This is a genomic window from Pseudotabrizicola sp. 4114 (assembly GCF_031457365.1).
In the GTDB taxonomy this organism is placed as follows: Bacteria; Pseudomonadota; Alphaproteobacteria; order Rhodobacterales; family Rhodobacteraceae; genus Pseudotabrizicola.
The window spans coordinates 37349-60158 of record NZ_JAVDWP010000014.1 but is presented as its reverse complement, the minus strand read 5'-3'; the positions used below and the strand labels follow the sequence as shown (position 1 = coordinate 60158).

Below are 22810 nucleotides of genomic sequence, written 5' to 3'. Positions count from 1 at the left end.
CTCCTCCCGAGTTGGAGCAACCCTAGCAGCGACGGACAAATGCGACATTCGACCAAAGGCGCAGTCTGCCTGAATCCGACTACGACCAAAGGACACCGCGGTGTTGATGCAGGTCAAAGCAGGCGGTTTGGTCTGGGCGCATGCCAAGACTGTCAGACCCAAATTCCCTCAGGAGACATTCATGACCTTTCGCACACTTCTGCCTTTCCTCGCCCTGCTTGGCACTGCCCAGATCGGCCTTGCAGAAACCCCGGCCTTTCAGCGCGTCAAGCTGGAGGCGGGCGAAAAGCTGTTTGCGGCAGATTGCCGCCGCTGTCACAGCACGGATGCCGATCACGACAGCTATGGCCCTGTTCTGGAGGGCATAATCGGACGCAAAGCCGGAGCGGTGCCGGGCTATGACTATTCCGACGCCCTGATGGCTGCAGGATTCACCTGGACCGAACCCGCGCTGATTGCCTGGATGACCGACAATCAGGGCCTGGTCCCCGGCACCAAGATGCGTCACGTCGGCATCACCGATCCCATCGAGGCCGAGTTCATCCTGAGCTATCTGCGGTCTGTCCAACCCCTGTAATCTGCCAATTTATCCTGCAACAGGGCGGCGCTGGAGGGAGCGCCGCCCTTTGTCATGCTCTGCACCTCAGCCTCTGGCCACTTGGCCTACGACCATTGTTCAATTTTCACGCGGTCGTGAAACAGCCCAAGATACCCCATGACCAGAGCTTCCCGCAGGAGGGGGCGAGTCGCTGCGGTCTTGTCGGACTCACCTTTGGGAGGAAACAGATGAACCGCTTTATAGTGGCAATTACGGCCGCGCTGGTCGCAGCAGCACCCGCCTTTGCGCAGGTGACGGAAGCGCAGCTTGCGAATGATGCCGCCACCACGAATGATGTGCTTACCAACGGCATGGGGCGCGACCTGCAACGCTTCAGCCCGCTTGCCACCCTGAACAAAGACAATGTGAAAAACCTGGTTCCGGCCTGGGCCTTCAGTCTGGGCGGCGAAAAGCAGCGCGGTCAGGAAACCCAGCCGCTGGTGCATGACGGGATCATGTATATCACCGCGTCCTATTCCCGGATGTATGCGATCGACGTGCAGACCGGGCGCGAGCTCTGGCAATACGACGCCCGCCTGCCCGAAGGCATTCTGCCCTGCTGCGACGTGGTCAACCGCGGGGCGGCGATCTATGGCGACAACGTCTATTTCGGCACGCTCGACGCACGGATCGTGGCGCTGAATGCCAAGACCGGCGACGTGGTCTGGAACAAGAAGATCGCCGAATACAAGGAAGGCTATTCCTATACCGCCGCCCCGCTGATTGTGAACGGGCTGGTGATCACCGGCAATTCGGGCGGCGAGTTCGGGGTGGTGGGCGAGGTTCAGGCGCGTGACGCGCTGACCGGCGAAACCGTCTGGACCCGCCCGGTGATCGAAGGTCACATGGGCACGCTGAACGGCGCCGAAAGCACCATGACCGGCACGCTGAATGCGACCTGGCCGGGTGACATGTGGAAAACCGGGGGCGGTGCGACCTGGCTGGGTGGCAGCTATGACATCGACACCGACACCCTCGTGTTCGGGGCCGGCAACCCTGCGCCGTGGAACAGCCATCTGCGCAATGCAGGCACCCCGGTCGAGGGCAACGCGGGCGACAACCTCTATGCCGCCAGCCGCATCGGGATCGACCCCGCCACGGGTGACATCAAGTGGCACTTCCAGACCACGCCGCGCGAAGGCTGGGACTTTGATGGCGTGAACGAGGTGGTTTCCTTTGTCGACAAGGACGGCAACAAGAAGTTCGCCACCGCCGACCGCAACGGGTTTTTCTATGTGCTTAACCGCGAAGACGGCGCGTTCGTCAACGCCTGGCCCTTTGTGAAAGACATCACCTGGGCCTCCGGCATTGATGAGACCGGCCGCCCGATCTTTATCGAAGAGGGCCGTCCCGGCGATCCGTCCAAGGCGGCGGATGGGGCAAAGGGGGAAATGGTGTTCTCGTCGCCGTCTTTCCTCGGGGGCAAGAACTGGATGCCGATGGCCTTCAGCCAGAACACCGGGCTGTTCTATGTGCCGTCCAACGAATGGGGCATGGATATCTGGAACGAGCCGGTGACCTACAAGAAAGGCGCGGCCTATCTTGGGTCGGGCTTCACCATCAAGCCGAATTACGACGACCACATCGGTTCGCTGAAGGCGATTGATCCGGTCACCGGCGAATGGAAATGGGAATACAAGAACGACGCCCCGCTCTGGGCCGGGGTCATGACCACCGCAGGCGGGCTGGTGTTTACCGGCACACCGGAAGGCGAGTTCCTGGCGCTGGACGATGAGACGGGCGAGGTGTTGTGGTCGTTCCAGACCGGGTCGGGCATTGTCGGCCAGCCGATCACCTGGGAACAGGATGGCGAGCAATTTGTCTCGATCATATCCGGCTGGGGCGGCGCGGTGCCGCTCTGGGGCGGCGAGGTGGCCAAAAAGGTCAACTACCTCAATCAGGGCGGCATGCTCTGGACCTTCCGCCTGCCCAAACAGCTTGCCGCTGCAAACTGACCCCCTCCGGTCAGGGCAAGAGCAAGGCGCGTCACCCGAAAGGGTGGCGCGTTTTGCGTTTCCCCCTGTGTTACAGGATACATAAAATCATTATATCAATGAGTTAACATATCAAAAATAACCCCTTGTTAAGGCTTGCGGTTGAGTCCAGCCCCTGACCCATGCGCCTTTTGCGCCGGAAACAAGCAGAAGGAACAACTGTGCGATGCTGACATCACACGCGCCACGCATGCCCATTCATCTTGGCAAAAATACTCAAATCCCGCAGCTGACCCCAATTGACCGGCTGGTTATCCCTTGCGGTTCTGCACCCCGCGCGCCGGGTCATAGCCCCGGAGCGCGGCGGCAGAGAACACCGCCAGCGCAAGCGCAACCCAGAGGGCCGCCATCAGATTGACCTGCCCATAAAGCGCGAAGCGGATCAGCTCGACCGCGTGCGTAAACGGATTGAGGGTACACAGATCGCGCAGCCGGGGGCTGGCTTCGGCCATTCTCCAGAGCGGGTAGAGGGCGGAGGACAGAAAGAACATCGGGAAGATCACGAAATTCATCACCCCCGCAAAGTTCTCCAGCTGCCTGATGAAAGAGGACAGCATCAACCCCAATGCCCCCAGCATGAGACCCGACAGCAAAAGCGCCGGGATCACCATCAGGTAGCCGACGAACGGCAAGCGTATTCCCCAGACAGCCGCCACCGCCAGAAACGCCGCGCACTGCAGGATGCTGACCAGCGTGCCCGCCAGCACTTTGGAGAACAACAGCCACCAGCGCGGCAGCGGCGCGGTCAGCAACAGGCGCATCGACCCCATTTCGCGGTCATAGACCAGCGACAGCGAGGATTGCATGCCGTTGAACAACAGGATCATGCCGCACAGGCCGGGGATGATGTAGATCTCATAGGTGATATAGGTCTGATAAGGTGGGGTGATCGACAGGCCCAGCGCGGCACGGAAGCCTGCGGCAAACACAAAGAGCCAGACCAGCGGCCGGACCAGTGCGGCCACGAAACGGCTGCGCTGGCCGACAAAACGCAGGGCCTCGCGGTGCAGGATGGCGCTCAGGGCGACAAGCCAGGTCACTCTGCCCCCTCCCCCGTCTGGCCGCTGGTCAGGCGCAGGAAGGTATCACGCAGGCTGGCCGCGCCACGGAGTGCGGCGGCGGTGCCACTGGCGATGCGCGCGCCCTGATGCAGCAGAATGACATGGTCGGTGTCGCGCACCTCGTCTGTCAGATGTGTCGCCCAGAGGATGCTCAGGCCCTGATCGGCAAGCGCATGAACATGATCGGTGATGGCGTGCCGCGACGCCGCGTCGAGGCCGACGGTGGGTTCATCGAGCAACAGGCAATCGGGTCGGTGGATCAGGGCGCGGGCAATTTCCATTCTGCGGCGATGGCCGCCGTTCAGACTGCGCACCAGCTCGCCCGACCGCTCGGCCATGCCAAGCTGGGCAAGGGCCACATCGGCGCGGCGGTTGGCTTCGGCCCCGGCGATGCCATGCAGCGCCGCAAAATACAGAAGGTTGCGCCGCACGGTCAGGTCAAGATCGAGGGTCGGTTGCTGGAACACCACGCCCATACGGGCAAGGGCGCGGCGCGGGTGGCGGGCAAAGTCGATGCCCGCCACGGTGATCTGGCCTTGGCGCGCAGAAAACAGACCTGTCAACAGGTTGAACAAGGTGGATTTTCCCGCCCCGTTGGGGCCAAGAAGCGCGCAGAACTGGCCTTTCGGCACTGTGAATGAAACATCGCGCAGCGCCCGTTTTGCGCCGTAGTTGTAGGACAGACCTGATACCGAAAGCCCGGTCACTCGATGGTGATCTCGACCCGCTGGCTGTCGCCGGTCGAGCAGGGGATCGACAGAGCGTATGTGCCGGGTTTGATAGCGATGAAGGACAGCTCGATGGTGCCTTCGTCGTCAAACTCGAAGGAATCGATCCCGATCGGGCGGATTTCGATGTCGTTGATCACGACCTCATTGATCCAGATCGCGCGAAAGAACGCAGCACCTTCCAGGGCCAGTTCGGCACTGCCATCGGAGACGATTTCCAGAATGTAATAGGTGCCGGATTTCAAGCGCAGGGGGGCTGCGGATACCGGCTCGCCCGACATCAGCTTCAGGGCCGGCAGGGTGACGCGGTTGCTTCGTTCCAGCAGGCCGGCGGTCTGGGCGTGCAGGGCAACGGGCGCGGCGACGCAAAGCGCCAGCAGAGCGGCAAGCAGCAGGGGTTTCATGGACTGTCCTTCATTGCGATTTGGCCTTTCATTGCGATTTGGTGGGGCGCATGGCGGCGCCCCAGGGGAAGCGGCCGACCTTGATGGATTTGACCGGCGTCTCGGACGCAACGTCGATCACCGTCACATCGCCGGAGACGCCGTTGGTGGTGAACAGCTGGCTGTTGTCGGGGGAAAAGGCCATGTGCCAGACCCGGCGGCCGACGAGGATGTAGGTTTCAACCTCATATGTCGTCATGTTGACCACGGCGACATGGTTGGAAGGCCCGAGCGCGACAAAGGCCTTGGTGCCTTCGGGATTGAACCGGAAGCCGACGGGCTGGACAAGATCTGCGCTGACGCCGGTGATGTCAAACCGGACTTTGCCAACCTCGGTCTGGTCAGCCACGTTGAAGACGGTGATCGTACCGCCGATCTCGGACGAGACCCAGAGTTTTGCGCCATCTGCCGTGAACTCGGCGTGGCGGGGGCGGCTGTCGACCAGGGTGTTGGCGAACAGCGTGTAGGTTGCTGTGTCGATCCAATGCGCCATGTTGGTGGTTTCCGAGGTGGTGATGGCAATCTTGCCATCCGGGGAAACCGCCATGCCTTCGGGTTCGATGCCGACGTTGATCTGCGCCACCACCTGCCGGGTCTGGGTATCGACCACGGTGGTCACCGCGTCATCCTCATTGGCGATGAACAGATGGCGGTCGTCGGGGTGCAGGACAAATTGCTCGGGGTCTTCGCCGGAGGGCAGGTCGTGCAGGATTTCCCCGGTATCGGGGTCCATCACCTGCACGGTGTTGCTGTCCGAGGCGCAGATGTAGAGGCGGCTGAAATCCTTGGAAAAGGTCACGCCGCGCGGGCGTTCGCCGGTGGGATAGGTCCGCACCACCTCGAGCGTATCCACGTCGATCACCGAAACCGTGTCGTCCTTTTCATTGGTGACCCAGATCTCGCCGGCATGAGCGGGCAGCGTGAGGATCATCAGCAGTATGGCAAGTCTGGTCATGTCATTCCCCGAATGCGGTGCATCTGCTTTCGGGCTGGTCGAGCCCGAGGCTGTCGGTTTCGTTGCGCTGGTGCAGGAAGCCTTCGACCGGGGCCATGGTCACCAGCGCCCGGTCGTTGACCACGGCGATTGGCTGGCGCATCTGGCCGTTCCAGTTGCGAAAGGTCAGGGCGCGGCCCTTGAAGCCATCCTGCTGGAAGTCCGCGGACAGGATGAAGCCGCGCAGGCTGGCCGGATCGGCGGTGTTCTGGCGCGTCACCGCCTCGCCCACCGTGCGGATCGCCAGCCATGCGGCGTAGTCGCGGGCGCGCATGTCGCGCTTTGCCTGCGCCTCGAACCGGTTCTGCAGCTGGACCGCGCCCCAGGCCTCGATCACGCTGGCCCAGCCTTCGGCATGCAGACCATGCGAGCCCGCGACCGGGCGGGGCAGCCAGGTGTTGTGCGGCACATAGCGGCCGAAATCGTCGGTCGGATCGGCGACCAGGAGCACATCGTGATCGGGCAGATCCTGAGTGAAACGCGGCAGCTCGGCCATGGTAGACTCGCGCAGGTCGGTGTCGAAGGTCCATGGCTTTTCGCCCGTGATGGTCAGGCCGAACTTGGCGGCCGAGCGGCGCAGCGCATCGGCAAAGGCCTGATCGACGGGCTTTGGTCCGGTGATCAGTGCAAGCCTGCGCCATTGCCTGGCCTGCAGCACCTGCATCAGCGCATCGGTGCGGGCCGTGTCTTCCGGAATGGTGTGCAGGACATTGGCGCGGCAGTCCTCTGACCGCAGGCGGGCGTCACCGGCGCTGACGTTGAAGATCAGCTTGCCCGCCGCTTCGGGCAGGTCGGCCACGGTCAGCACATCGGCAGCAGTCCCGTCCACCAGCACAAAGGGCGCAGCGGCGAAGGCATCCCGCGCGGCAGCGGCCAGAGCGCCGCCGGGGGCGACCGAGACGACGGTCAGAGCATAGTCGTGGCCCAGAAAGCCGCCTGTGGTCTGGTTGTCCTTCAGCGCCACCTCGGCCCCGGCCAGACCAAGGTCTTCGGGCTGCGGGTCAAGGTTGGACAGCACCGGCGGCAGGTCCACCTCTTGCCGCAGATACAGAATCGGCACGTCGATCCGGGCCTGCTGGGCCAGCGCCACGGCAGAGCTGCCGAGCCAGAGGGCAGCGCAAAGCGCGGCCGGTATGGATGGTGCGGTGATCATAAGTCTCTCCCTGGACTGACCTTCGGGGGTAAGCCGGGGATCACCAATGAGACGATGGTCGCAAATGCCCCCTGCTTGCCACGAAAGTCCAATAGCCCCGGTTGGAGGGCATGGGTTAGCACCATCCCAGGACCGAGGGAGGACCACCGTTGTGACCAGAAAAATTCGCGGCATCACCGCTTTTGCATTGGCTTTTGGCGCGGCCACAATGGCCTTTGGGCATGGCGACGTGGCCCCTCAGCCCGTGAACACCGACGCCCTGCCCGATGTGGGCGAAGAGTGGCTGATCGAAAACCCATACCGCGCTGCAACGGCCGGGGATGAGGTGTGGTGGACCGCCGTCACCATCGGCGACAGCGCCTATAACCAGAACTGTGCGCGGTGCCACGGGCTGGGTGTGGTGTCGGGCGGGCTGGCCCCCGACCTGCGCTACCTGGAGGCCGCGGAATACGGCGACGAATGGTATGTCGAGCGGTTCATTCACGGCTACACGCAGGATGGCACCACCAAGATGCCCGGCTTTGGCGATGTGCTGGGCCAGAAAGCGGCCTGGGCGATCCGGACCTATATCGAGACCCGGCCCGAGGATGGGGCGCTCGATGCGCATGCCGCCCGTCTGGGTGCCATCCGCGACGATCTGGCGGCGGGTGGCGGCGATCAGGCCACGCTGAAGGACGAGTTGACGACCATCGCTCTGGAGGTCAAGACCGCCTCGGGTGCGCCGGTTGCCGACTCTGCCGCCAAGCGCGCGGCTCTGGCGCTGGATGGCACGCCTGCGGGCACCAAACATGCGGCCGATGCCCTGACCATCGGGCTTTCGGCCACTCATTGATCATGCGATCCCTTGCCATGGCAGTGGGGTTGGGGGCTGCGGTTCTGGCCGCTGCCCCCGCTTTCGCGCGCTGCGAAAACGTGGCGCCGGGACAGCGCCCGCAAAACACCCCGCGCCAGTTTGTTGGCCAGACGCTGGACGACATCATCGCGCGCGGCACGTTGAATATTGCGGTTTATGAAGATTTCGCCCCCTACAGCTGGCTAGAGGGTGCCACGCCCAAAGGTGTGGATATCGAGGTGGGTCACATCCTGGCCGAAGGGCTGGGGGTGGAGCCGGTGTTCCGCTTTGTGCAGGCGGGCGAGAACCTGCAGGCCGACCTGATGAATCAGGTCTGGCGCGGCACGGTGCAGCAGGAGCCGGTGTCGAATGTCATGCTGCGCGTACCCTATAACAGCGAATTCACCTGTCTGGTCGAGCAGGTGGTGTTCACCGGCCAATATGCGAAAGAACAGATCGCGATTGCCTATTCGCTGGCGGCCTATCCGGATGCCGTTGCGTCTGACACCGACCGGCATGACGGCGGGCCGGTGCCTGCGTTTTTCCGCTTTGATACCGTGGCCGTCGAGAATGACTCGATTGCCGATTTCTATCTGACCGCGTTTCCGGGCGGGCAGATCGGCCCGAACATGCGCCGCTTCCGGGCGATGGCACAGGGGATGGACGCGCTGGCTGCAGGCGAGGTGATGGCCGCGATGGGGCCGCTTGCGCAGCTTGAATTTGGTGCAACCGATGGGATCGCCGTGCATCGCCCGCCGCTGATCAACTTTGGCCTGTCAAGCTGGACGGTCGGGATTGCGGTGCATCACAGCCACCGCGATCTGGCCTATGCGCTGGATGATGCGGTGGTGGCAGCCCTTGGCGATGGCCGGATGGCGGCGGCCTTTGCAAAGTATGGGCTGACCTTCACGCCCCCCGACCGCTAAGCGCGGGTTACAGCGTTTCCAGATTGCCCGCGCTATCTACCAGCGCCACGCGCCTGATGTCGGGACGTGCGGCCTTGAGGCTCGCAATCTGTGACCGGCTCAGGAACACCAGCGCGGTTGAGAGGCCATCGGCCACGGCGGCGCTGTCGGCCTGAACCGCGACGGTGGCCCAAAGCGGCGGCAGACCGCGCGGGTGCTGGATATGCGGCCGTCCCGCAATCAGCGTGGCCATGGGCGACGAGACGGCAAGCGCGCCTCCGGTCAGGTGCCAGTCGGCCAGCAGACCCGCCTGTGGGTCACTGATGCCCAGCCGGAACGGGCCGCCCAGCGCGGCGTATTCACCGATATTGATCAGGGCGTGACCGAACCCGTGCGCTGCGAGGTGGGCGCGGACAAGATCGGTGGCAAAGCCTTGCGCGATGCCGTTGAACGTCAATGCCTGACCGGGCATCAGGGTGATCCGGCGGCCGGTCTGAACCTTGTCCCACCCCAGATGGGCAGGATCGGCGCTCTGGCCGCTCTCCCACCCCTGCCAGAGCGGTTGCACGCTGGGATCAAAGGCGCCGCCGGTCTGGCGGTGCAGCGTGCCGGACAGGTCCACCACCTGGCGGAACCAATCCGACGGGGTGATGGCGCCCGTCCGGTTCAGCCGCGTGAGTTCGGAGGGGCGATACAGGCTGAAGGTGGCCTCGACCCGGTCGAGCAGGACGCGCAGGCCATCAAGCGCCGCTTCAGCGTGGTCGGTACGGCCCGACAGGCGCAAAGAGGCATCGGCACCAAGGGCCACGCCTTGCCAGAGGGTTTCTGCCGGTGCCATCTGCGGCATGGCCATCGCGGCGGCGGTGATCGACAGAAAGCGGCGGCGGTTCATGCGGCTTTGTCCTTGTGCAGGGGCCGGCCCTTGGCGGCAAGGATCAGCGGCACGCAGCGGGCGGTATCATTGTGGATCGCCACACAATCAAGGCACTGGAAACATTCGGAGTAATCGACCGCTCCGGACGGTTTGATTGCGCCATAGCTGCACTTGACGCGGCACAACTGGCACGGGGTGCCGCATTCACCCCGGCGGGCGATCCAGTCGCGGCCCCGCAGCATGCCGCCGAGCGCCATGAGCGCGCCCAGCGGGCAGACATAGCGGCAAAAGCCTTTGAAGGTGAACAGACCGAGCACCAGCCAGAACCCGGCATAGGCGACGAACACCGGCTCGCGGACAAAAAAGGTGGTGATGGCGGTCTTGAAGGGTTCGATTTCTGCGGCGGTGTCGATCTGCTCGGGCGCGAGGAACACGGTGGCGACCAATCCGGCAAGCAGCCCATATTTCACCAGTTTCAGGCGGGAGTCCCAGAGCGCGCCGGGTTCGACCTTTGGCAGGCGCAAAAACCGGCCAAGGTGGTGGGCAAATTCCTGCAGCGCGCCAAAGGGGCAGAGCCAGCCGCAGAACAGCCCCCGCCCCCACAGGACAAAGCCGGCGATGGCAAAGACCCAGACCAGCAGCGACACCGGATCATAGAGCAGATAGGCAAAGCTGCCGCCGTCAGTCACCGTGCGCAACATGGCCAAAGGCGTGACGATCGACAGTTGCGCCTGTGCCCACCAGCCGATGAAGACCGTCACCAGCGCCAGAACGCTCAGCCGGATCGCGGTGAAATGCCGCTGACCGGCCACCCGGTTCATCCCCGGCCCCAGCGCCAGCAGAAGTGCCGGAAGGGCGATGGCCAGCACGAGAAGGTCTGCCGCGCGGTTGCGCAATGCCTCGGCCCAGGGGGGCAGCGGCGTGGCAACGGTTGCACGGGCAAAGAAGCGTTCGGGCGTGTTGTGGGTCAGGGTGAATGCGGCAACCCCGATTTCGGGTTGAAACATGCCATGCGCCCGCGTTGCCTTGACCTCGAAAACCCAGTCACGCGCCGGATCAAAGCCAAGCCTGCGGTCGGTGCGCAGGATCATTGCCACGCCTTCCGGCACGTCCGGCAGGGTGGAAAACACCAGATCGGCATCGCGCAGGGCAAGGGGCAGACCGTCCTGACTGGCGCCCAGCAGATCGGGCGCGGTGTTGCGCACGAAATCGTCGCTGACCAGACCATGCCGCCCGGCGTCGATGACCAGAAACGGCTCGTCAAAAGCCGAAACGGACAGGAACCGCTGAAGATCGGCAAAGGCATCGGCGGGCAGGACCGCACGGGCGATGGACGCAGGCCCGACATCCACCAGCCACAGATCAAGGTAGATGCCCTCCGGATCGGCCTTTGCCTCGGCGTCGTCATCCGCCCAGATGGTGCCGGAAAAGGCGGCGTCGACTTCGGCATTGGTGACGCGCAGGTTCCGCGCGATGCCCTGATCGACCAGATCTGCCCAGGTCAGGGCCTCAACATGATCGGGGTCCGGGTAGGCCGGGGGCGTGGACTTGATGCCCTGCATCTTTTCGCGCGCCACCTGCAGCGTGGCGGCCAGAATCGACTCATGTGCAATGCGCACCGATGCCGTCGCCTTGACCACGCCATCGAGGTAGACCAGCCCGCCCCCGCCGTCTGCGGTGCCGTAGCTGGTGCCCACCACCATCGGCGTGTGGATCGAATGGCCGCGATACTGTTCCATGAATTTGCGGAACGGCGCTTCGCCCAGACCTGAAACAAAGATCGGTTCATTATGCGCGATCAGACGCACGTCAATGAACCTTCCCTCCAGATCCAGCATCACCAGCATGTTGATCGGCGCGCCGGAAAAGCCGGGTAACGGGGCCATGAGCGCGGTCTCGAACACATAGCCGGCTTCGGCCCCGCCCGAATTGCGCAGGCTCCATACGCCCTTATCGCCGACGGAGTCCCCCAAAGCGTAGGGCGGGACGATGAACGGCTCGATCTGGTCACGGGTCAGCGGCCCGGCCATCACGCCAAGGCTTTGCACAAGCCAGACCAAAAGGGCGATGATGACACGCATGGCCAAACCTATGCCCGCCGGGCAGCACGATGCCATTGGACCAAGGTCGCAGCGTTCCGGGGCAAAACCTGGCTTAAACTGTCCGCCATGACCGATCGCACCGCCCTGCCCCCCCAAGTGATCTATGCCCTGTCGTTGACGGGGTTTGTGCTGTTCTGGTGGGCCCTGTCCTGGGCAAAGGGTGACCCCCGCATTCTGCCCGCCCCGTCAGAGGTGCTGACGGTTATATGGGCCGAAGCGCAATCGGGGCGCCTGTGGCAGCACCTGTCGGCCACACTGGTCCGGGTCGGGCTGGCCTTTGCTCTGGCGATGCTGTTCGGCACGGTTCTGGGGGTGATGCTTGGGCGGATGCCACGCGCCGACCGTTGGCTTGACCCTTGGGTGACGATTTTCCTGAACCTGCCGGCGCTGGTCGTCATCGTGCTGTGCTATCTGTGGATCGGGTTGAACGAGGTTGCCGCAATCGCCGCGGTCACGATCAACAAGACAGCGATGGTTCTGGCGACGATGCGTGAGGGCGCGCGCACCCTGCGCCCCGAGATGGCAGAGATGGCATTGGTGTTCCGGATGCCTTGGGTGGCGCGGCTGCGTCATATCGTGGCCCCGCAACTGGCGCCGTTCCTTGCCACCAGCGCGCGGCTGGGGTTGGCGATCATCTGGAAAATCGTGCTGGTGGTGGAATTTCTGGGCCGGTCAACGGGTGTCGGGTTTCAGATCCATCTGAAGTTTCAGATGTTCGAGATCCCGGCGGTGCTGGCCTATGCCCTGAGCTTTGTCGCCGTCATGCTGGCAATAGATGCGCTGGTCATCCACCCCCTTGAGCAACGCGCAAACCGCTGGCGACAGCGCTGACGCAAAGCAGACCATTGTCCACTGCTCCGAGAGCATTTGAGAACATGGTCCTGTTTTCACGCCAAAATGCGGATGGCACTCCTGCGACATCCCATGGGCCGGGCTCTGTCGTGCTTGTTTCGCAATGCGCCTTGATCTCCATACCTGTCGCAAGCATCTTGGGAGTCTGAATACAGGAATATCAGATGTTGAAAACTCTATCACTTGCCGCGCTGCTGGCCGGGACCGTTGGTCTCCCCGCTGTAGCTGAGACCATTCGCGTCGGTATGTCTGGCGGATATTTTCCCTTTACCTTTGTCCGGCAGGACACGCTGCAGGGCTTTGAGGTCGATCTGATGACTGCCCTTGCCGAAAGAACCGGCGACACGGTGGAATTCTCCACCATGTCCTTCTCCGGTCTGATCGGCGCGCTGGAATCCGGTCGCATCGACACGATTGCCAACCAGATCACCATCACCCCCGAGCGCGCGGCGAAATTCGCCTTCAGCCAACCCTATGTCTATGACGGCGCCCAGGTGGTGGTGAAGAAGGGCAACGAAACCGAGATCACCGGCGTTGAAAGCCTGAAGGGCCGCTCGGTGGGGGTCAACCTTGGCTCCAACTTCGAGCAATTGCTGCGTGCTCTGCCGTTCGCCAGCGAAATCGACATCCGCACCTACGAAAGCAATATCGAGCAGGACACGGCACTGGGGCGGTTGGACGCCTTTGTGATGGACCGTGTATCCTCGGCGCAGGTCATCAAGGAAAGCCCGTTGCCACTGGCGCTTGCCGGTCCGCCGTTCAGCGAAATTCAGAATGCCCTGCCCTTCCGCAACGATGCCGAAGGCCAGGCTCTGCGCGACAGGCTGGATGCGGCGCTGACCGGGATGAAAGCCGATGGCACGCTGAAGGCGATTTCCGAAAAATGGCTGGGTCTTGACGTGACCGCGCCGACGGGCTGACGTGATGCGGGCCCTTGACGTTGACTACATGCTTGGTCTGGTGCCCGTCATCCTGGGCTATGTGCCGCTGACGATCGGCATGGCGCTGGCCGCGATGGTCTGCGCCCTGCTGCTGGCCTGCCTGATGGCGGTGGAACGCGTGATGCGTGTGCCTGTGCTGGACCAGTTCGTTCAGCTGTTCATCAGCTTCTTCCGGGGCACGCCGCTGCTGGTGCAGTTGTTTCTGTTCTATTACGGCCTGCCGCAGATCCTGCCGGTTCTGTCCGGGATCAACGGCGTGACGGCGGCGATCATCGGGCTGACGCTGCATTTTTCGGCCTATATGGCCGAAAGCATCCGTGCGGCGATCCTTGGGGTCGAGCGCAGTCAGTGGGAGGCGGCACAGGCCGTCGGCATGACGCAGGCACAGTCGATGCGCCGCATCATCCTGCCGCAGGCGGCCCGCGTGGCAGCGCCAACCCTGGTCAACTACTTCATCGACATGATCAAAAGCACCTCGCTTGCCTTCACCCTTGGCGTGACCGAAATGATGGGGGCCACGCAGAAGGAAGCCGCTGGCAGCTTCTTGTATTTTGAGGCGTTCCTTGTTGTGGCAGTGCTGTATTGGGCCATCGTCGAAACCCTGTCCTTTCTGCAAAGGCAGCTGGAACGCCACCTGAACAAGGCCATCGCCAGATGATCAGCATGCGCGGACTGACCAAGCGCTACGGAACAAACACGGTGCTTGACGGCATCGACCTCGACATCGCAGCGGGCGAGCGGGTGGCGATCATCGGCCCCTCCGGCACGGGTAAGTCAACCCTGCTGCGCTGTCTGAACTACCTCGATCGCCCCGACAGCGGAGTGATCCGTATCGGGGATCTGACGGTTGACGCGGCAACAGCCACTTCTGCGCAAATCCTTGCTCTGCGCCGCCGAACGGCGTTCGTCTTTCAGAACTATGCGCTGTTTGCCAACAAGACCGCCCGCGACAACATCACCGAAGCGCTTATCACCGTGCAGCGCAAACCGCGGACCGAGGCAGAGGCGCGGGCCGACGAAATCCTGCGCGAGATCGGCCTTTCCGATAAATCTGCAAGCTACCCGGCCGCACTGTCGGGCGGCCAACAGCAGCGCATCGGCATCGGCCGCGCCATGGCGCTGGACGCCGCCCTGATGCTGCTGGACGAACCCACCTCGGCGCTTGACCCCGAATGGGTGGGCGAGGTGCTGGACCTGATGCGCCGCGTGGCCGAACGCCGGCAGACGATGCTGATTGTCACCCATGAGATGCAATTCGCGCGCGAAATTGCCGACCGGATTATCTTCATGGACGGCGGGCGCATCGTGGAGGAAGGCACGCCTGCGCAAATCTTCGACACGCCGCAAGATATGCGAACAGCCAATTTCCTGCGTCGCGTCAGATAAACAGAACGGTGTGGTCTCGTGGATTTGCCGAAGGTCGGGGTCCGGCCCGTTCACTGCCTGATGCGCCACCCGGTACGGAATATCCACCAGACCGCCGCCAGACACAGCCCGGTAAAGGCAGCAATCGCCAGAAGACTCAGGGCAATCGGCACGTCGGCGGTATCAAAGAACGACCAGCGGAAGACCGACATCAGGTATACCACCGGATTGAACAGCGCGATGCTCCGCCAGACGCCCGGCAGCATGTCGATGCTGTAAAAGCTGCCGCCCAAAAAGATCAGCGGCGTCAGCACCAGAAGCGGGATCAGCTGCAACTGCTGAAAATCCTTGGCCCAGATACCGATGATGAACCCGAAAAACGAAAAGCTGAAGCTCATCACCGCCAGCAATGCAAACATCGCAACCGGATGCGCGATCGGCAGGTCGACAAACAGATAGGCGGTCAGCAAGATCACCAGCCCGATCAGGATGGATTTCACCGCCGCAGCGCCGACATAGCCAATCACGATTTCCAGATAGCTGACCGGGGCCGACAACAGCTCGTAGATCGACCCGATGAACTTGGGGAAATGGATCGCGAACGATGCATTCGACACGGATTGCGTGATGACCGTCAGCATGATCAGGCCGGGCACGATGAAGGCACCGTAAGTCACCCCGTCCACCGTCTCGATCCGGCTGCCGATCGCCGCGCCGAACACGACGAAGTAAAGGGAGGTCGAGATAACCGGAGAGATCAGCGATTCCATGATGGTACGCGTGAACCGCGCCATTTCCCGTTGAAAGATGACGCGTATCGCTGGAAAGTTCATGGCTGTTCCCTCAGCAGTTCAACAAAGATGTCTTCAAGGCTGCTCTGCCGCGTGGCAAGATCGGTCATCTGCAACCCTGCACTGCGCAGATCTGTCAGCAAGGTCACGATGCCGGTCCGCTCGCTTTTGGTATCATAGGTGAAAATGAGGCTGCGCCCCTCTGGCCCGAGTTCCAGGTCATACCGGGCGAGCGCCCCGGGCACCGCGACAAGCGGCTCGGCCAGATCGACCTGCAACTGCTTTTGTCCCATCCGCCGCATCAGCGCGGCCTTGTCCTCGACCAGCAGGATCTCGCCCTTGTTGATCACACCGACCCTGTCGGCAATCGCCTCGGCCTCTTCGATGTAATGCGTGGTCAGGATGATGGTGACGCCCTGCGCCTTGAGATCTGCCACGACCGCCCACATATCCTTGCGCAGTTCCACATCCACGCCGGCCGACGGTTCGTCCAGGAAAAGGACGCGCGGGGCATGGGCCAACGCCTTTGCGATCAGCACGCGCCGTTTCATTCCGCCCGACAGGGGCATGATCTTGCTGTCTTTCTTGTCCCACAGCGACAGTTGCCGCAGCACACGCTCTACATAGGCCGGATCGGGTGCCTTGCCGAACAGCCCGCGCGAAAAGCTGACGGCGTTGAACACTTTCTCGAACGGCTCCAGCGTGATCTCTTGCGGCACGAGGCCGATCAGATCGCGCGCAGCCCGAAAATCCCGCACCACATCATGACCGCCGACGGTAACGCTGCCCGATGTCGGCTGCACGATACCGCAGATCGCAGAAATCAGCGTGGTCTTGCCTGCCCCATTGGGGCCGAGCAGCGCGAGGATTTCGCCCTCCTCAATCTCCAGATTGACGGATTTCAGCGCTGCAAAACCGGATTTATAGGTTTTGGTCAGATTTCGGATGGAGACGATTGATGCCATGGTATCCTCGCGCTCGGAAGGCCGTGACCATAGCCTGTCAGCCGTATGAGTCCAAGGCAGGGACTGCGCAACCGGACATCCGTTTGCGGGATGATGTTCTGCGATCTGACGAATAACCCCTTTGGCGGGGTTGCGGGGCAATGCGATAGCCTTTCGTCAAGGAAGCCCGGATCGGAAGATGCGCTGGATCGGACAGTGTCGACCAGCAAGACAGCGAGCCTGACTGCAGTCGATGCTGATGCTGTGCGCTATTTGCCGATATGTCACGACTTTGAGAATAAACGGAAAAAGGGCCATCGCCGGGCCGGCCGCTCTGGATCGAGCAAGGCGTTTCCGCCCAGCACCTGCTTTTCAAACGTGCTGAGGTCCGGCGGCGTGAATGGAACCAGTGTCCGCCCGTCTCCACGCAGCTTTTCGATTGCACCGATCAGGCTTCCGTCCGCAGTGTCGACCGCGCGTCGGACCTCTTCTGCTGTCACATCCAGATGTTCTGCAATCAGGTCGTTGCGGATCCAGCCAATCCGTTGCCGCAGGCTGGAGTGCTCGGGCGCGTGTTCCTGCGCCTCGATGGAAATGTCGCACTCTGTGTCCATCCCGAGCGAGCGGTTGTTCAAATTCGACGACCCCACCCGCAAAAGCCGGTCGTCCATTACCACGATCTTGGCGTGAACATAGATCGGAGTCCCATGGGTCGCGACCGGGGTATACATCTTGAAACGCTCCGGGTGGTCAGTCTTCCGGATCAGATCAAGCAGACGCGCACGCGCGCCTCCCATCGTCTTTTCTTCGAGCCAACCATCCGCAGTCTCGGGGTTCACGACGACGAATTCCGGCCCGTCGGGCTCGCAAAGCCGCGCAGAAATCGCTTCCGCAACTTTCGGAGACGCGAAATACTGGCTCTCGATGTAGACGTTACGGCGCGCGGCCGCGATGATGCCCAGATAGAGCGCCTCTATCTCAAGGACGGCGGCCTGGTCACCATAGGCGGGTGCCGTACACGAAAGCGCAACCTCGACCTTCTCCAGACTGACACCCAGGTCTTTTGGCCATATGGGCGACACGCGGGGCGGAGGGACCAGTTCGTCGCCCGTGGCCCGCTTCCAGCGGTCGCGTGCCAGATCACCAAGGGCGCGGGCGGCATCGCCATCTACAGCCATGGTTGCATCATGCCATGGGCCGTAGCGGCGTTTTGTCGTCGGTCGCTGACGCAAGGGATTATCATCCTGATGGGCGCGGGTGTCCCATCTGTCGGTTGTGGTATCTATGCCACCGCAGAAAGCCAGAACGTCGTCGATCACAATGATCTTTTGGTGATGTGCTCCGCCGGGCGGATGGGCGTGATCGAGCTTCAGCGTGATCTGTGGACCGGCGATCCAGTCAGCAATGCGCAACGGCGTCGTTCCCCGCCCCAAGGCCTGAATCATGCCAAGGTCCCATTCCAGCAAGTGGATCTGCAGGTCCGGATTGTGTTTGACAAGCCATTTGAAAAGCTTGCCGAGTTGCGATGGTGCCATGCGCTCTTGCTGCTTCGGAACAAGAGAGATGCGTGTGTCAAATTCCCATCCGATCAGGATGATGCTGTGTTGCGCCTTCTGCAGCGCATCATGCAGCGCTGCAAAATACGGCGCGGCATCGACGATGACGGATATGCGGTCAGCGGTCGCAATGCGCCCGCACGTGTCGCCCGGACGCAGTATAGGGGATTGCCCTGGGCCGGATGAAAGCGCGCCTTCACCGCTCATCTCGACGCTACCGTCGCCATCGTGTTGTTGGAGACTACGATCATGAGGCAATTTGTCAAAATCCCCTACATATGCCAACAGGTTTCTTGCCTGCTTCCGGAAGTGACTGTCCGGGCCAAGATGGTTGCAGCCTTGCCTAAACGGACCGCGCCGCCCGGCCCTGCGCTCCAAGCGCCCTGACTTTCTTCAATCTTTCTGGCGCCTTTGCAGCGTCATACCGGCGAAGTGGGTTCACATGGCGCGAGTTACCCTTTAGTCTGAACGAAGTATCGGGGGGGCCATGACAGTGAATGACAGGGTCCCCCTCTGTTCAGTTTCAGTGTCTGGCAACCAGCACCAGATAGGATAAGGACGGATGCCAAAGGATTTCAGACAGACAGAAAAGCATGACAGCGGTGGCAGCGAACACAGCCAAACCCAGGAAACATCGTTTGTCCGTTCACCGTCGCGCGACCTGCTGCAATCCGAACTCGCCTTTAAGCGGGCGGTGTTCAAGCACCCGCAACTGTCGATCTTCCGACGCAACGCCACCACGTGGGAGGTTCTTCTGATGATCGCCGGGGCCGACGATCAGGAAGGACCGGGTCTCTACGAGTTGGTCGAGTCCGTTGAAACGACGGCGCTCGGTCAATCTGCGCTGCTGCGGTTTCTGCGGGAGCGGCGCGAGGACGGCATCATCCGCTTCAGCCGAAGCCCCAGCAAGCAGAGCAAGTGGACCCTGAATATCTCCGACGATCTGCGCGCTGATCTGCTGGATCTGCTGCGGCGGCGGCAACAGGCGCGGTAACCGGGCGCCGCGCCTCTGTTTGATCATCCGCTAGCCCCGTTGCGGCCGATGCTCTTTCGGGACAAGGGCTTGCTGCAGACCCACATTGCGTTCCTCCAGGGCCACAAACAAGGCAGCGCGGAGTTCCGCGTCCAGAGAGACTTTCCACTTGCTGCGTTTCGTGTGCTCGGTGAATTGCAGCAATCCGTCATCCCGCCGCTCGCGCACGAATTTCAGCATCGCGGAATTCCCCAGATATCGTGTCCGGAGGCGATCAAGCGTGTTGTAAACGCCATCTTCCGACCCCTCCTCGAATTGCGCGAGGTAGAGCAGAAGTTCCCATGTCGACGGGCTGCGCCGAAACAGCGACAACAGCTTCGACTGATAGATCTGCCTCTCAAAATCAATCTCAAGCGTAAGAAAGCTGTCCCCAGTCATCATCTTGGCCTTAAGGGTTCTCAATACTCTGGCATGCCGATCTGCGACGAATCGCGTTTCTCATCGACGGCTATCGGGAAGAATGGTTATCGCCATTTTCCATGGGCAAATATCTACTTTATAAATAGATTAAACACACCCAAGAGGGGCTTCCATGGGGCTGAATGCCTTACATTACCACGGGTTGCATCGCGAAAAAGGCGACATAATTAGTCTATAATCATGTGCCGTTTACGGATGATGCTTCATCTGCAAAGGTGCGCGAGGGCGTAATATCAACTTATGGTTGCAAGTCAAAAAATCGGAAGTGACCGGTATCTATTCTGATGTTCCGGAAATGTAGAAGCATCGTGCTTCTGCAAACAATTCTAGCCGCGCAATCGGATTACACAGCTGCCCAACAAACGCTTTGAGGGATGACATCTTGCGCGAGGTATTCACCACAGAGGGCTTTGCCGCTTTCGGGGTCGCCGCCCTTACCTGTGGCATCCTCATCACCAAGACGCGCAACGCCTTGCACAGGCTGACCCGTCACGGCGATCTGACGGCGGTGCAGGCCGCCCATTCAACGCCGACGCCGCGTCTGGGCGGGGTGGCGGTGTTCGGGGCGCTGCTCGTCGCGGTGGCTCTGACCGTGCCGGCCTGGGATTCGCTGTGGATGGCGTTGCTTCTCGCCGTCTTCCCGTTGTTCCTGTCCGGCGCGATCGAGGATCTGGGCTATCCGGTGGCCCCGATCGGCCGGCTTGGTGCCGCCTTGGTGTCTGCCGGACTGGCCGTTTTCCTGACCGGCATCTGGATCGAGGAAACCGGCCTGCCCGAACTTGACCTGCTGTTGTCCTGGGCGCCGCTGGCGATGCTGATCACCGTGGTCGCCGCCTCGACCATCGCGCATGCGTTCAACCTCATTGACGGGCTGAACGGCCTTGCCGGCTTTACCGCGCTTCTGGCCGCAGCGGGAATTGGCGGCACGGCGATCTGGGTCGGGGATACCGAGGTCGCCGCCTTTGCGCTGCTGCTGGGCGCTGCGGTGCTGGGCTTTCTCGTGTTCAACTTTCCCTTCGGTCGCATCTTTTTCGGCGATGCGGGCGCTTATTCGGTGGGCTTCCTGCTGGCCTGGCTGGGCATAACGCTCGCCGCCCGCAACCCGGATGTCACACCGCTGGCGATGATGCTGATGCTGTTCTGGCCACTGGCCGACCTCACGCTGGCGATCTACCGTCGGCGCAAGCGCAACCTGCCGGTCTCTATGCCCGACCGGCTGCACTTCCATCAGTTTGTCATGCGCGGTCTGGAGATCACGGTCTTCAGTCGATCGCGCCGGCGGATCACGAACCCTGTGGCGACTGCCGTCATGCTGCCCTTCATCGCCGCGCCGATGGTGGCTGGCGTCCTGCTGCACGCCCGACCATTGGGGGCGGCGCTGGCTCTGGTGTTTTTCTTCGCCCTGTTCTTCGGCACCTATGCGGTGGGCATGCGGCTGGCACGGCGGCGGCTGCGGATGGGCCAGCGGTGGCAGGGTGCGACCTGCGCGCCCACGCCCGCCCGCGTCCACTGAGGCGCGGCGCGCACCATGTTTCATCCCCGCACGCCCATCGATGCCGCGCCGGGCCGTCTGGGCACCCGGCCCGGGCAGGAATGGTATCTCGCCCAGCTCAAGCCCAACGCTCTGGCGATCGCCCGGCGCAATCTGTTGCGACAGGATTTCCCGGTCTTTGCGCCCCAGCAGCTGGAGACACGGCGCTGTGGCCCGCGCTTTCGCACCGAGCCACGGCTGCTGTTCCCCGGCTATCTGTTTGTCGCGCTTGATCCTGCCGGATCACGCTGGCGCGCGGTCAACAGCACGATGGGGGTAACGCAGCTGGTGGCCTTCGGGGGGATGCCCGTCGCCGTGCCGCAAGGGCTGGTCGAGCAGATCGCGCTTGGCTGCGATGCCGAGGGGCTGATCCTGCCGCCCGACGCTTTGGCCCCCGGAGATCAGGTGCTGATCAGTGCCGGTCCGTTCGCCGGCCTCATTGCCGAGGTCGAGCGCAGCGAGCCAGAGCGCCGGGTCTGGATCCTGATCGAGGTGATGGGCCAGAAGACCCGGATGCAGGTAAGCCGCGACGCGGTGAAACGCCGCAAAGCATAGGGGCCTGTCAGCCGACGGCTTTCCGCGCCATGATCTGCTGATAGGCGACCACGCCGCGCTCCGGATCAGGATCCGGGCCGTCCCCAAAGCAGACATGATAGCCCAGAAGCCCGGCCACGGCATTGCGCGCGAAGTAGCGCGGCATGGTCCGCAGAAGCAGACGCCACTTCGGATCAACAAAGGCCTTGGTTGCCCGCCGGTGCAGTGTGGCAAGACCCTGATGTGTTTTCTCCGTGATGCTCTCGCTGGCGGCGACCAGTCCCGCCGCAGTCAGCGCCCGCTCCCACGTTCCATCCTGATGAAAGCCGCGGGTGACGGCCGTGGTCGTCTCATAAAGGCGGGCGGCGGTCACCAGCGCGGCGGGAAAGGCCTCAAACCCTTCCTTGCGATGAGCGTCGAAAATGACAACCCAGCCACCGGGGCGCAGAAGCCGGGCCAGCCCCAAGGCCACATCGTCGGTCGATTGGGCGTAGCACAGGGTCTCGACGGCAAAGATCACATCGAACCCCTCGGCATCCTCGGGCAGCGCGTCGAAACTGGCGCAGCGGAAGCTTGCATTGGGCAAGTTGCCGGCCTTGGCTCTGGCGCGGGCGACATGTTCGGCCATCAGGTCGAGACCGGTGAAGTCGGTGCCGGGATGGTGCGCAGCCAGATGCAGCGTGTTCGCCCCCAGCCCGCAGCCCAGTTCCAGCACCCTTTGCCCCGGTGCATTGGTCAGCAGATCCGACACCACCTGCGCCTGGGCAAAGAAGGCGGCTTTCTCGTCCAGATGGGGTTCATGCAGGGCAAGATGCATGCATTGCCAGCGATTATAGAGCGCGGCATACCCCGGCATGGATTGTCGATAATATTTAGAGACAATTTCTGCATGTTTCTCCGACAGGATCGTGTCGATCCCGAAGACCCGGTCCACCAAACCGAGCGCCTGCTCCAACGGTGCAGGCCTCTCGGGCCCGACCGGAAGAGACACGTCAAAGGCCTTGGCTGCATTCAGATCGAAATTCATATCATGCCTTTATCCGCAGCCAGCTGCCCGGAGGGGCTGCGTTCATGGTCACGCACGCGCAAGGATCCACGCCTCCTTCACAGCGCCCCGGTCACTACAGGTGCGCTGCGGCACCCCGACATCTGTATTTAA

General features: G+C 62.3%; 23 protein-coding genes. 11 read left to right on the top strand and 12 right to left on the bottom strand.

What is annotated here, in order from left to right; genetic code table 11:
* Nucleotides 1-181: 181 nt before the first annotated feature.
* Together J2X53_RS19885 and J2X53_RS19880 are read left to right on the top strand one after the other, a co-directional pair.
* Entirely contained in the window at nt 182-577 is a 396-nt protein-coding gene (locus tag J2X53_RS19885; RefSeq protein WP_349039237.1) for a c-type cytochrome, read from the top strand.
* A 209-nt stretch (nt 578-786) separates the two neighbouring features.
* Complete coding sequence (locus tag J2X53_RS19880; protein ID WP_349039236.1) at nt 787-2553, top strand: PQQ-dependent methanol/ethanol family dehydrogenase; 1767 nt, start codon at nt 787-789, stop codon at nt 2551-2553.
* A gap of 290 nt (nt 2554-2843) precedes the next feature.
* On the opposite strand, the gene J2X53_RS19875 is transcribed toward J2X53_RS19880, so the two are convergent.
* Genes J2X53_RS19875 through J2X53_RS19855 form a run of 5 tightly spaced genes read right to left on the bottom strand, consistent with a single transcriptional unit; the run spans nt 2844 to nt 6971 of the window.
* Nucleotides 2844-3632: an ABC transporter permease gene (locus J2X53_RS19875; protein ID WP_349039235.1), complete on the bottom strand. Its 789-nt coding sequence runs from the start codon at nt 3630-3632 to the stop codon at nt 2844-2846.
* Complete coding sequence (locus J2X53_RS19870; RefSeq protein WP_349039234.1) at nt 3629-4360, bottom strand: ABC transporter ATP-binding protein; 732 nt, start codon at nt 4358-4360, stop codon at nt 3629-3631. The genes J2X53_RS19875 and J2X53_RS19870 overlap by 4 nt, the downstream gene beginning before the upstream one ends.
* The gene (locus tag J2X53_RS19865; protein WP_349039233.1) at nt 4357-4785 is read right to left on the bottom strand and encodes a hypothetical protein; all 429 of its coding nucleotides are present in this window, start codon (nt 4783-4785) and stop codon (nt 4357-4359) included. Before J2X53_RS19865 ends, J2X53_RS19870 begins: the two co-directional genes overlap by 4 nt.
* 28 nt (nt 4786-4813) lie before the next feature.
* The gene (locus J2X53_RS19860) at nt 4814-5779 is read right to left on the bottom strand and encodes a YVTN family beta-propeller repeat protein (RefSeq protein WP_349039232.1); all 966 of its coding nucleotides are present in this window, start codon (nt 5777-5779) and stop codon (nt 4814-4816) included.
* 1 nt (nt 5780) lies between these two features.
* Nucleotides 5781-6971: an ABC transporter substrate-binding protein gene (locus J2X53_RS19855; RefSeq protein WP_349039231.1), complete on the bottom strand. Its 1191-nt coding sequence runs from the start codon at nt 6969-6971 to the stop codon at nt 5781-5783.
* Between the two features lie 151 nt (nt 6972-7122).
* Here J2X53_RS19855 and pedF point away from each other — a divergent pair, with 151 nt between their 5' ends.
* Together pedF and J2X53_RS19845 are read left to right on the top strand one after the other, a co-directional pair.
* A complete protein-coding gene (pedF, locus tag J2X53_RS19850; protein ID WP_349039230.1) occupies nt 7123-7803 on the top strand; it encodes a cytochrome c-550 PedF in 681 nt (226 codons plus the stop codon).
* A 2-nt stretch (nt 7804-7805) separates the two neighbouring features.
* Nucleotides 7806-8729, top strand: a complete 924-nt coding sequence (locus tag J2X53_RS19845; RefSeq protein WP_349039229.1) for a transporter substrate-binding domain-containing protein — start codon at nt 7806-7808, stop codon at nt 8727-8729.
* 7 nt (nt 8730-8736) lie between these two features.
* On the opposite strand, the gene J2X53_RS19840 is transcribed toward J2X53_RS19845, so the two are convergent.
* Nucleotides 8737-9600 carry an FAD:protein FMN transferase gene (locus J2X53_RS19840; protein ID WP_349039228.1) on the bottom strand — a complete coding sequence of 288 codons (864 nt, stop codon included), beginning with the start codon at nt 9598-9600 and terminating at the stop codon, nt 8737-8739.
* Complete coding sequence (locus J2X53_RS19835; RefSeq protein WP_349039227.1) at nt 9597-11663, bottom strand: 4Fe-4S binding protein; 2067 nt, start codon at nt 11661-11663, stop codon at nt 9597-9599. The genes J2X53_RS19840 and J2X53_RS19835 overlap by 4 nt, the downstream gene beginning before the upstream one ends.
* Nucleotides 11664-11750: 87 nt before the next feature.
* On the opposite strand from J2X53_RS19835, the gene J2X53_RS19830 reads away from it, so the two are divergent.
* The 4 genes from J2X53_RS19830 (at nt 11751) to J2X53_RS19815 (ending at nt 14863) form a co-directional block, all read left to right on the top strand.
* Nucleotides 11751-12515 carry an ABC transporter permease gene (locus J2X53_RS19830; RefSeq protein ID WP_349039226.1) on the top strand — a complete coding sequence of 255 codons (765 nt, stop codon included), beginning with the start codon at nt 11751-11753 and terminating at the stop codon, nt 12513-12515.
* A 185-nt stretch (nt 12516-12700) separates the two neighbouring features.
* A complete protein-coding gene (locus tag J2X53_RS19825; RefSeq protein WP_349039225.1) occupies nt 12701-13456 on the top strand; it encodes an amino acid ABC transporter substrate-binding protein in 756 nt (251 codons plus the stop codon).
* 4 nt (nt 13457-13460) lie between these two features.
* Nucleotides 13461-14135 (top strand): amino acid ABC transporter permease, encoded by a 675-nt coding sequence (locus J2X53_RS19820; protein ID WP_349039224.1) that lies wholly within the window; start codon nt 13461-13463, stop codon nt 14133-14135.
* Nucleotides 14132-14863: an amino acid ABC transporter ATP-binding protein gene (locus tag J2X53_RS19815; RefSeq protein WP_349039223.1), complete on the top strand. Its 732-nt coding sequence runs from the start codon at nt 14132-14134 to the stop codon at nt 14861-14863. Before J2X53_RS19820 ends, J2X53_RS19815 begins: the two co-directional genes overlap by 4 nt.
* A gap of 50 nt (nt 14864-14913) precedes the next feature.
* On the opposite strand, the gene J2X53_RS19810 is transcribed toward J2X53_RS19815, so the two are convergent.
* From J2X53_RS19810 to J2X53_RS19800, 3 genes are all read right to left on the bottom strand, one after another.
* Nucleotides 14914-15675, bottom strand: coding sequence for an ABC transporter permease (locus J2X53_RS19810; RefSeq protein ID WP_349039222.1), 762 nt, complete (start codon nt 15673-15675; stop codon nt 14914-14916).
* Nucleotides 15672-16598, bottom strand: coding sequence for an ABC transporter ATP-binding protein (locus J2X53_RS19805; protein ID WP_349039221.1), 927 nt, complete (start codon nt 16596-16598; stop codon nt 15672-15674). Before J2X53_RS19805 ends, J2X53_RS19810 begins: the two co-directional genes overlap by 4 nt.
* Before the next feature lie 263 nt (nt 16599-16861).
* Entirely contained in the window at nt 16862-18418 is a 1557-nt protein-coding gene (locus tag J2X53_RS19800; protein WP_349039220.1) for a phospholipase D-like domain-containing protein, read from the bottom strand.
* Nucleotides 18419-18695: 277 nt separating this feature from the next.
* Between J2X53_RS19800 and J2X53_RS19795 the strand changes: the two genes are divergently transcribed.
* Nucleotides 18696-19127 (top strand): hypothetical protein, encoded by a 432-nt coding sequence (locus J2X53_RS19795; RefSeq protein WP_349039219.1) that lies wholly within the window; start codon nt 18696-18698, stop codon nt 19125-19127.
* Between the two features lie 30 nt (nt 19128-19157).
* On the opposite strand, the gene J2X53_RS19790 is transcribed toward J2X53_RS19795, so the two are convergent.
* Nucleotides 19158-19544 (bottom strand): hypothetical protein, encoded by a 387-nt coding sequence (locus J2X53_RS19790; RefSeq protein WP_349039218.1) that lies wholly within the window; start codon nt 19542-19544, stop codon nt 19158-19160.
* A gap of 424 nt (nt 19545-19968) precedes the next feature.
* Between J2X53_RS19790 and J2X53_RS19785 the strand changes: the two genes are divergently transcribed.
* Nucleotides 19969-21099 (top strand): glycosyltransferase, encoded by a 1131-nt coding sequence (locus J2X53_RS19785; protein ID WP_349039217.1) that lies wholly within the window; start codon nt 19969-19971, stop codon nt 21097-21099.
* Nucleotides 21100-21114: 15 nt separating this feature from the next.
* The gene (locus J2X53_RS19780; RefSeq protein WP_349039216.1) at nt 21115-21672 is read left to right on the top strand and encodes a transcriptional activator RfaH; all 558 of its coding nucleotides are present in this window, start codon (nt 21115-21117) and stop codon (nt 21670-21672) included.
* Between the two features lie 7 nt (nt 21673-21679).
* On the opposite strand, the gene J2X53_RS19775 is transcribed toward J2X53_RS19780, so the two are convergent.
* On the bottom strand, nt 21680-22678 hold the full coding sequence (locus J2X53_RS19775) for a class I SAM-dependent methyltransferase (protein WP_349039215.1): 999 nt from the start codon (nt 22676-22678) through the stop codon (nt 21680-21682).
* Nucleotides 22679-22810 lie beyond the last annotated feature (132 nt).

What these genes read in the sequence shown, in the direction of transcription:
- J2X53_RS19825 (WP_349039225.1), top strand. Translation starts at nt 12,701, where the DNA reads ATGTTGAAAACTCTATCACTTGCCGCGCTGCTGGCCGGGACCGTTGGT.
- J2X53_RS19880 (WP_349039236.1), top strand. Translation starts at nt 787, where the DNA reads ATGAACCGCTTTATAGTGGCAATTACGGCCGCGCTGGTCGCAGCAGCA.
- J2X53_RS19830 (WP_349039226.1), top strand. Translation starts at nt 11,751, where the DNA reads ATGACCGATCGCACCGCCCTGCCCCCCCAAGTGATCTATGCCCTGTCG.
- J2X53_RS19820 (WP_349039224.1), top strand. Translation starts at nt 13,461, where the DNA reads ATGCGGGCCCTTGACGTTGACTACATGCTTGGTCTGGTGCCCGTCATC.
- J2X53_RS19815 (WP_349039223.1), top strand. Translation starts at nt 14,132, where the DNA reads ATGATCAGCATGCGCGGACTGACCAAGCGCTACGGAACAAACACGGTG.
- J2X53_RS19865 (WP_349039233.1), bottom strand. Translation starts at nt 4,785, where the DNA reads ATGAAACCCCTGCTGCTTGCCGCTCTGCTGGCGCTTTGCGTCGCCGCG.
- J2X53_RS19840 (WP_349039228.1), bottom strand. Translation starts at nt 9,600, where the DNA reads ATGAACCGCCGCCGCTTTCTGTCGATCACCGCCGCCGCGATGGCCATG.
- J2X53_RS19790 (WP_349039218.1), bottom strand. Translation starts at nt 19,544, where the DNA reads ATGACTGGGGACAGCTTTCTTACGCTTGAGATTGATTTTGAGAGGCAG.
- J2X53_RS19860 (WP_349039232.1), bottom strand. Translation starts at nt 5,779, where the DNA reads ATGACCAGACTTGCCATACTGCTGATGATCCTCACGCTGCCCGCTCAT.
- J2X53_RS19835 (WP_349039227.1), bottom strand. Translation starts at nt 11,663, where the DNA reads ATGCGTGTCATCATCGCCCTTTTGGTCTGGCTTGTGCAAAGCCTTGGC.
- J2X53_RS19855 (WP_349039231.1), bottom strand. Translation starts at nt 6,971, where the DNA reads ATGATCACCGCACCATCCATACCGGCCGCGCTTTGCGCTGCCCTCTGG.
- J2X53_RS19780 (WP_349039216.1), top strand. Translation starts at nt 21,115, where the DNA reads ATGTTTCATCCCCGCACGCCCATCGATGCCGCGCCGGGCCGTCTGGGC.
- J2X53_RS19795 (WP_349039219.1), top strand. Translation starts at nt 18,696, where the DNA reads ATGCCAAAGGATTTCAGACAGACAGAAAAGCATGACAGCGGTGGCAGC.
- J2X53_RS19805 (WP_349039221.1), bottom strand. Translation starts at nt 16,598, where the DNA reads ATGGCATCAATCGTCTCCATCCGAAATCTGACCAAAACCTATAAATCC.
- J2X53_RS19775 (WP_349039215.1), bottom strand. Translation starts at nt 22,678, where the DNA reads ATGAATTTCGATCTGAATGCAGCCAAGGCCTTTGACGTGTCTCTTCCG.
- J2X53_RS19810 (WP_349039222.1), bottom strand. Translation starts at nt 15,675, where the DNA reads ATGAACTTTCCAGCGATACGCGTCATCTTTCAACGGGAAATGGCGCGG.
- J2X53_RS19845 (WP_349039229.1), top strand. Translation starts at nt 7,806, where the DNA reads ATGCGATCCCTTGCCATGGCAGTGGGGTTGGGGGCTGCGGTTCTGGCC.
- J2X53_RS19885 (WP_349039237.1), top strand. Translation starts at nt 182, where the DNA reads ATGACCTTTCGCACACTTCTGCCTTTCCTCGCCCTGCTTGGCACTGCC.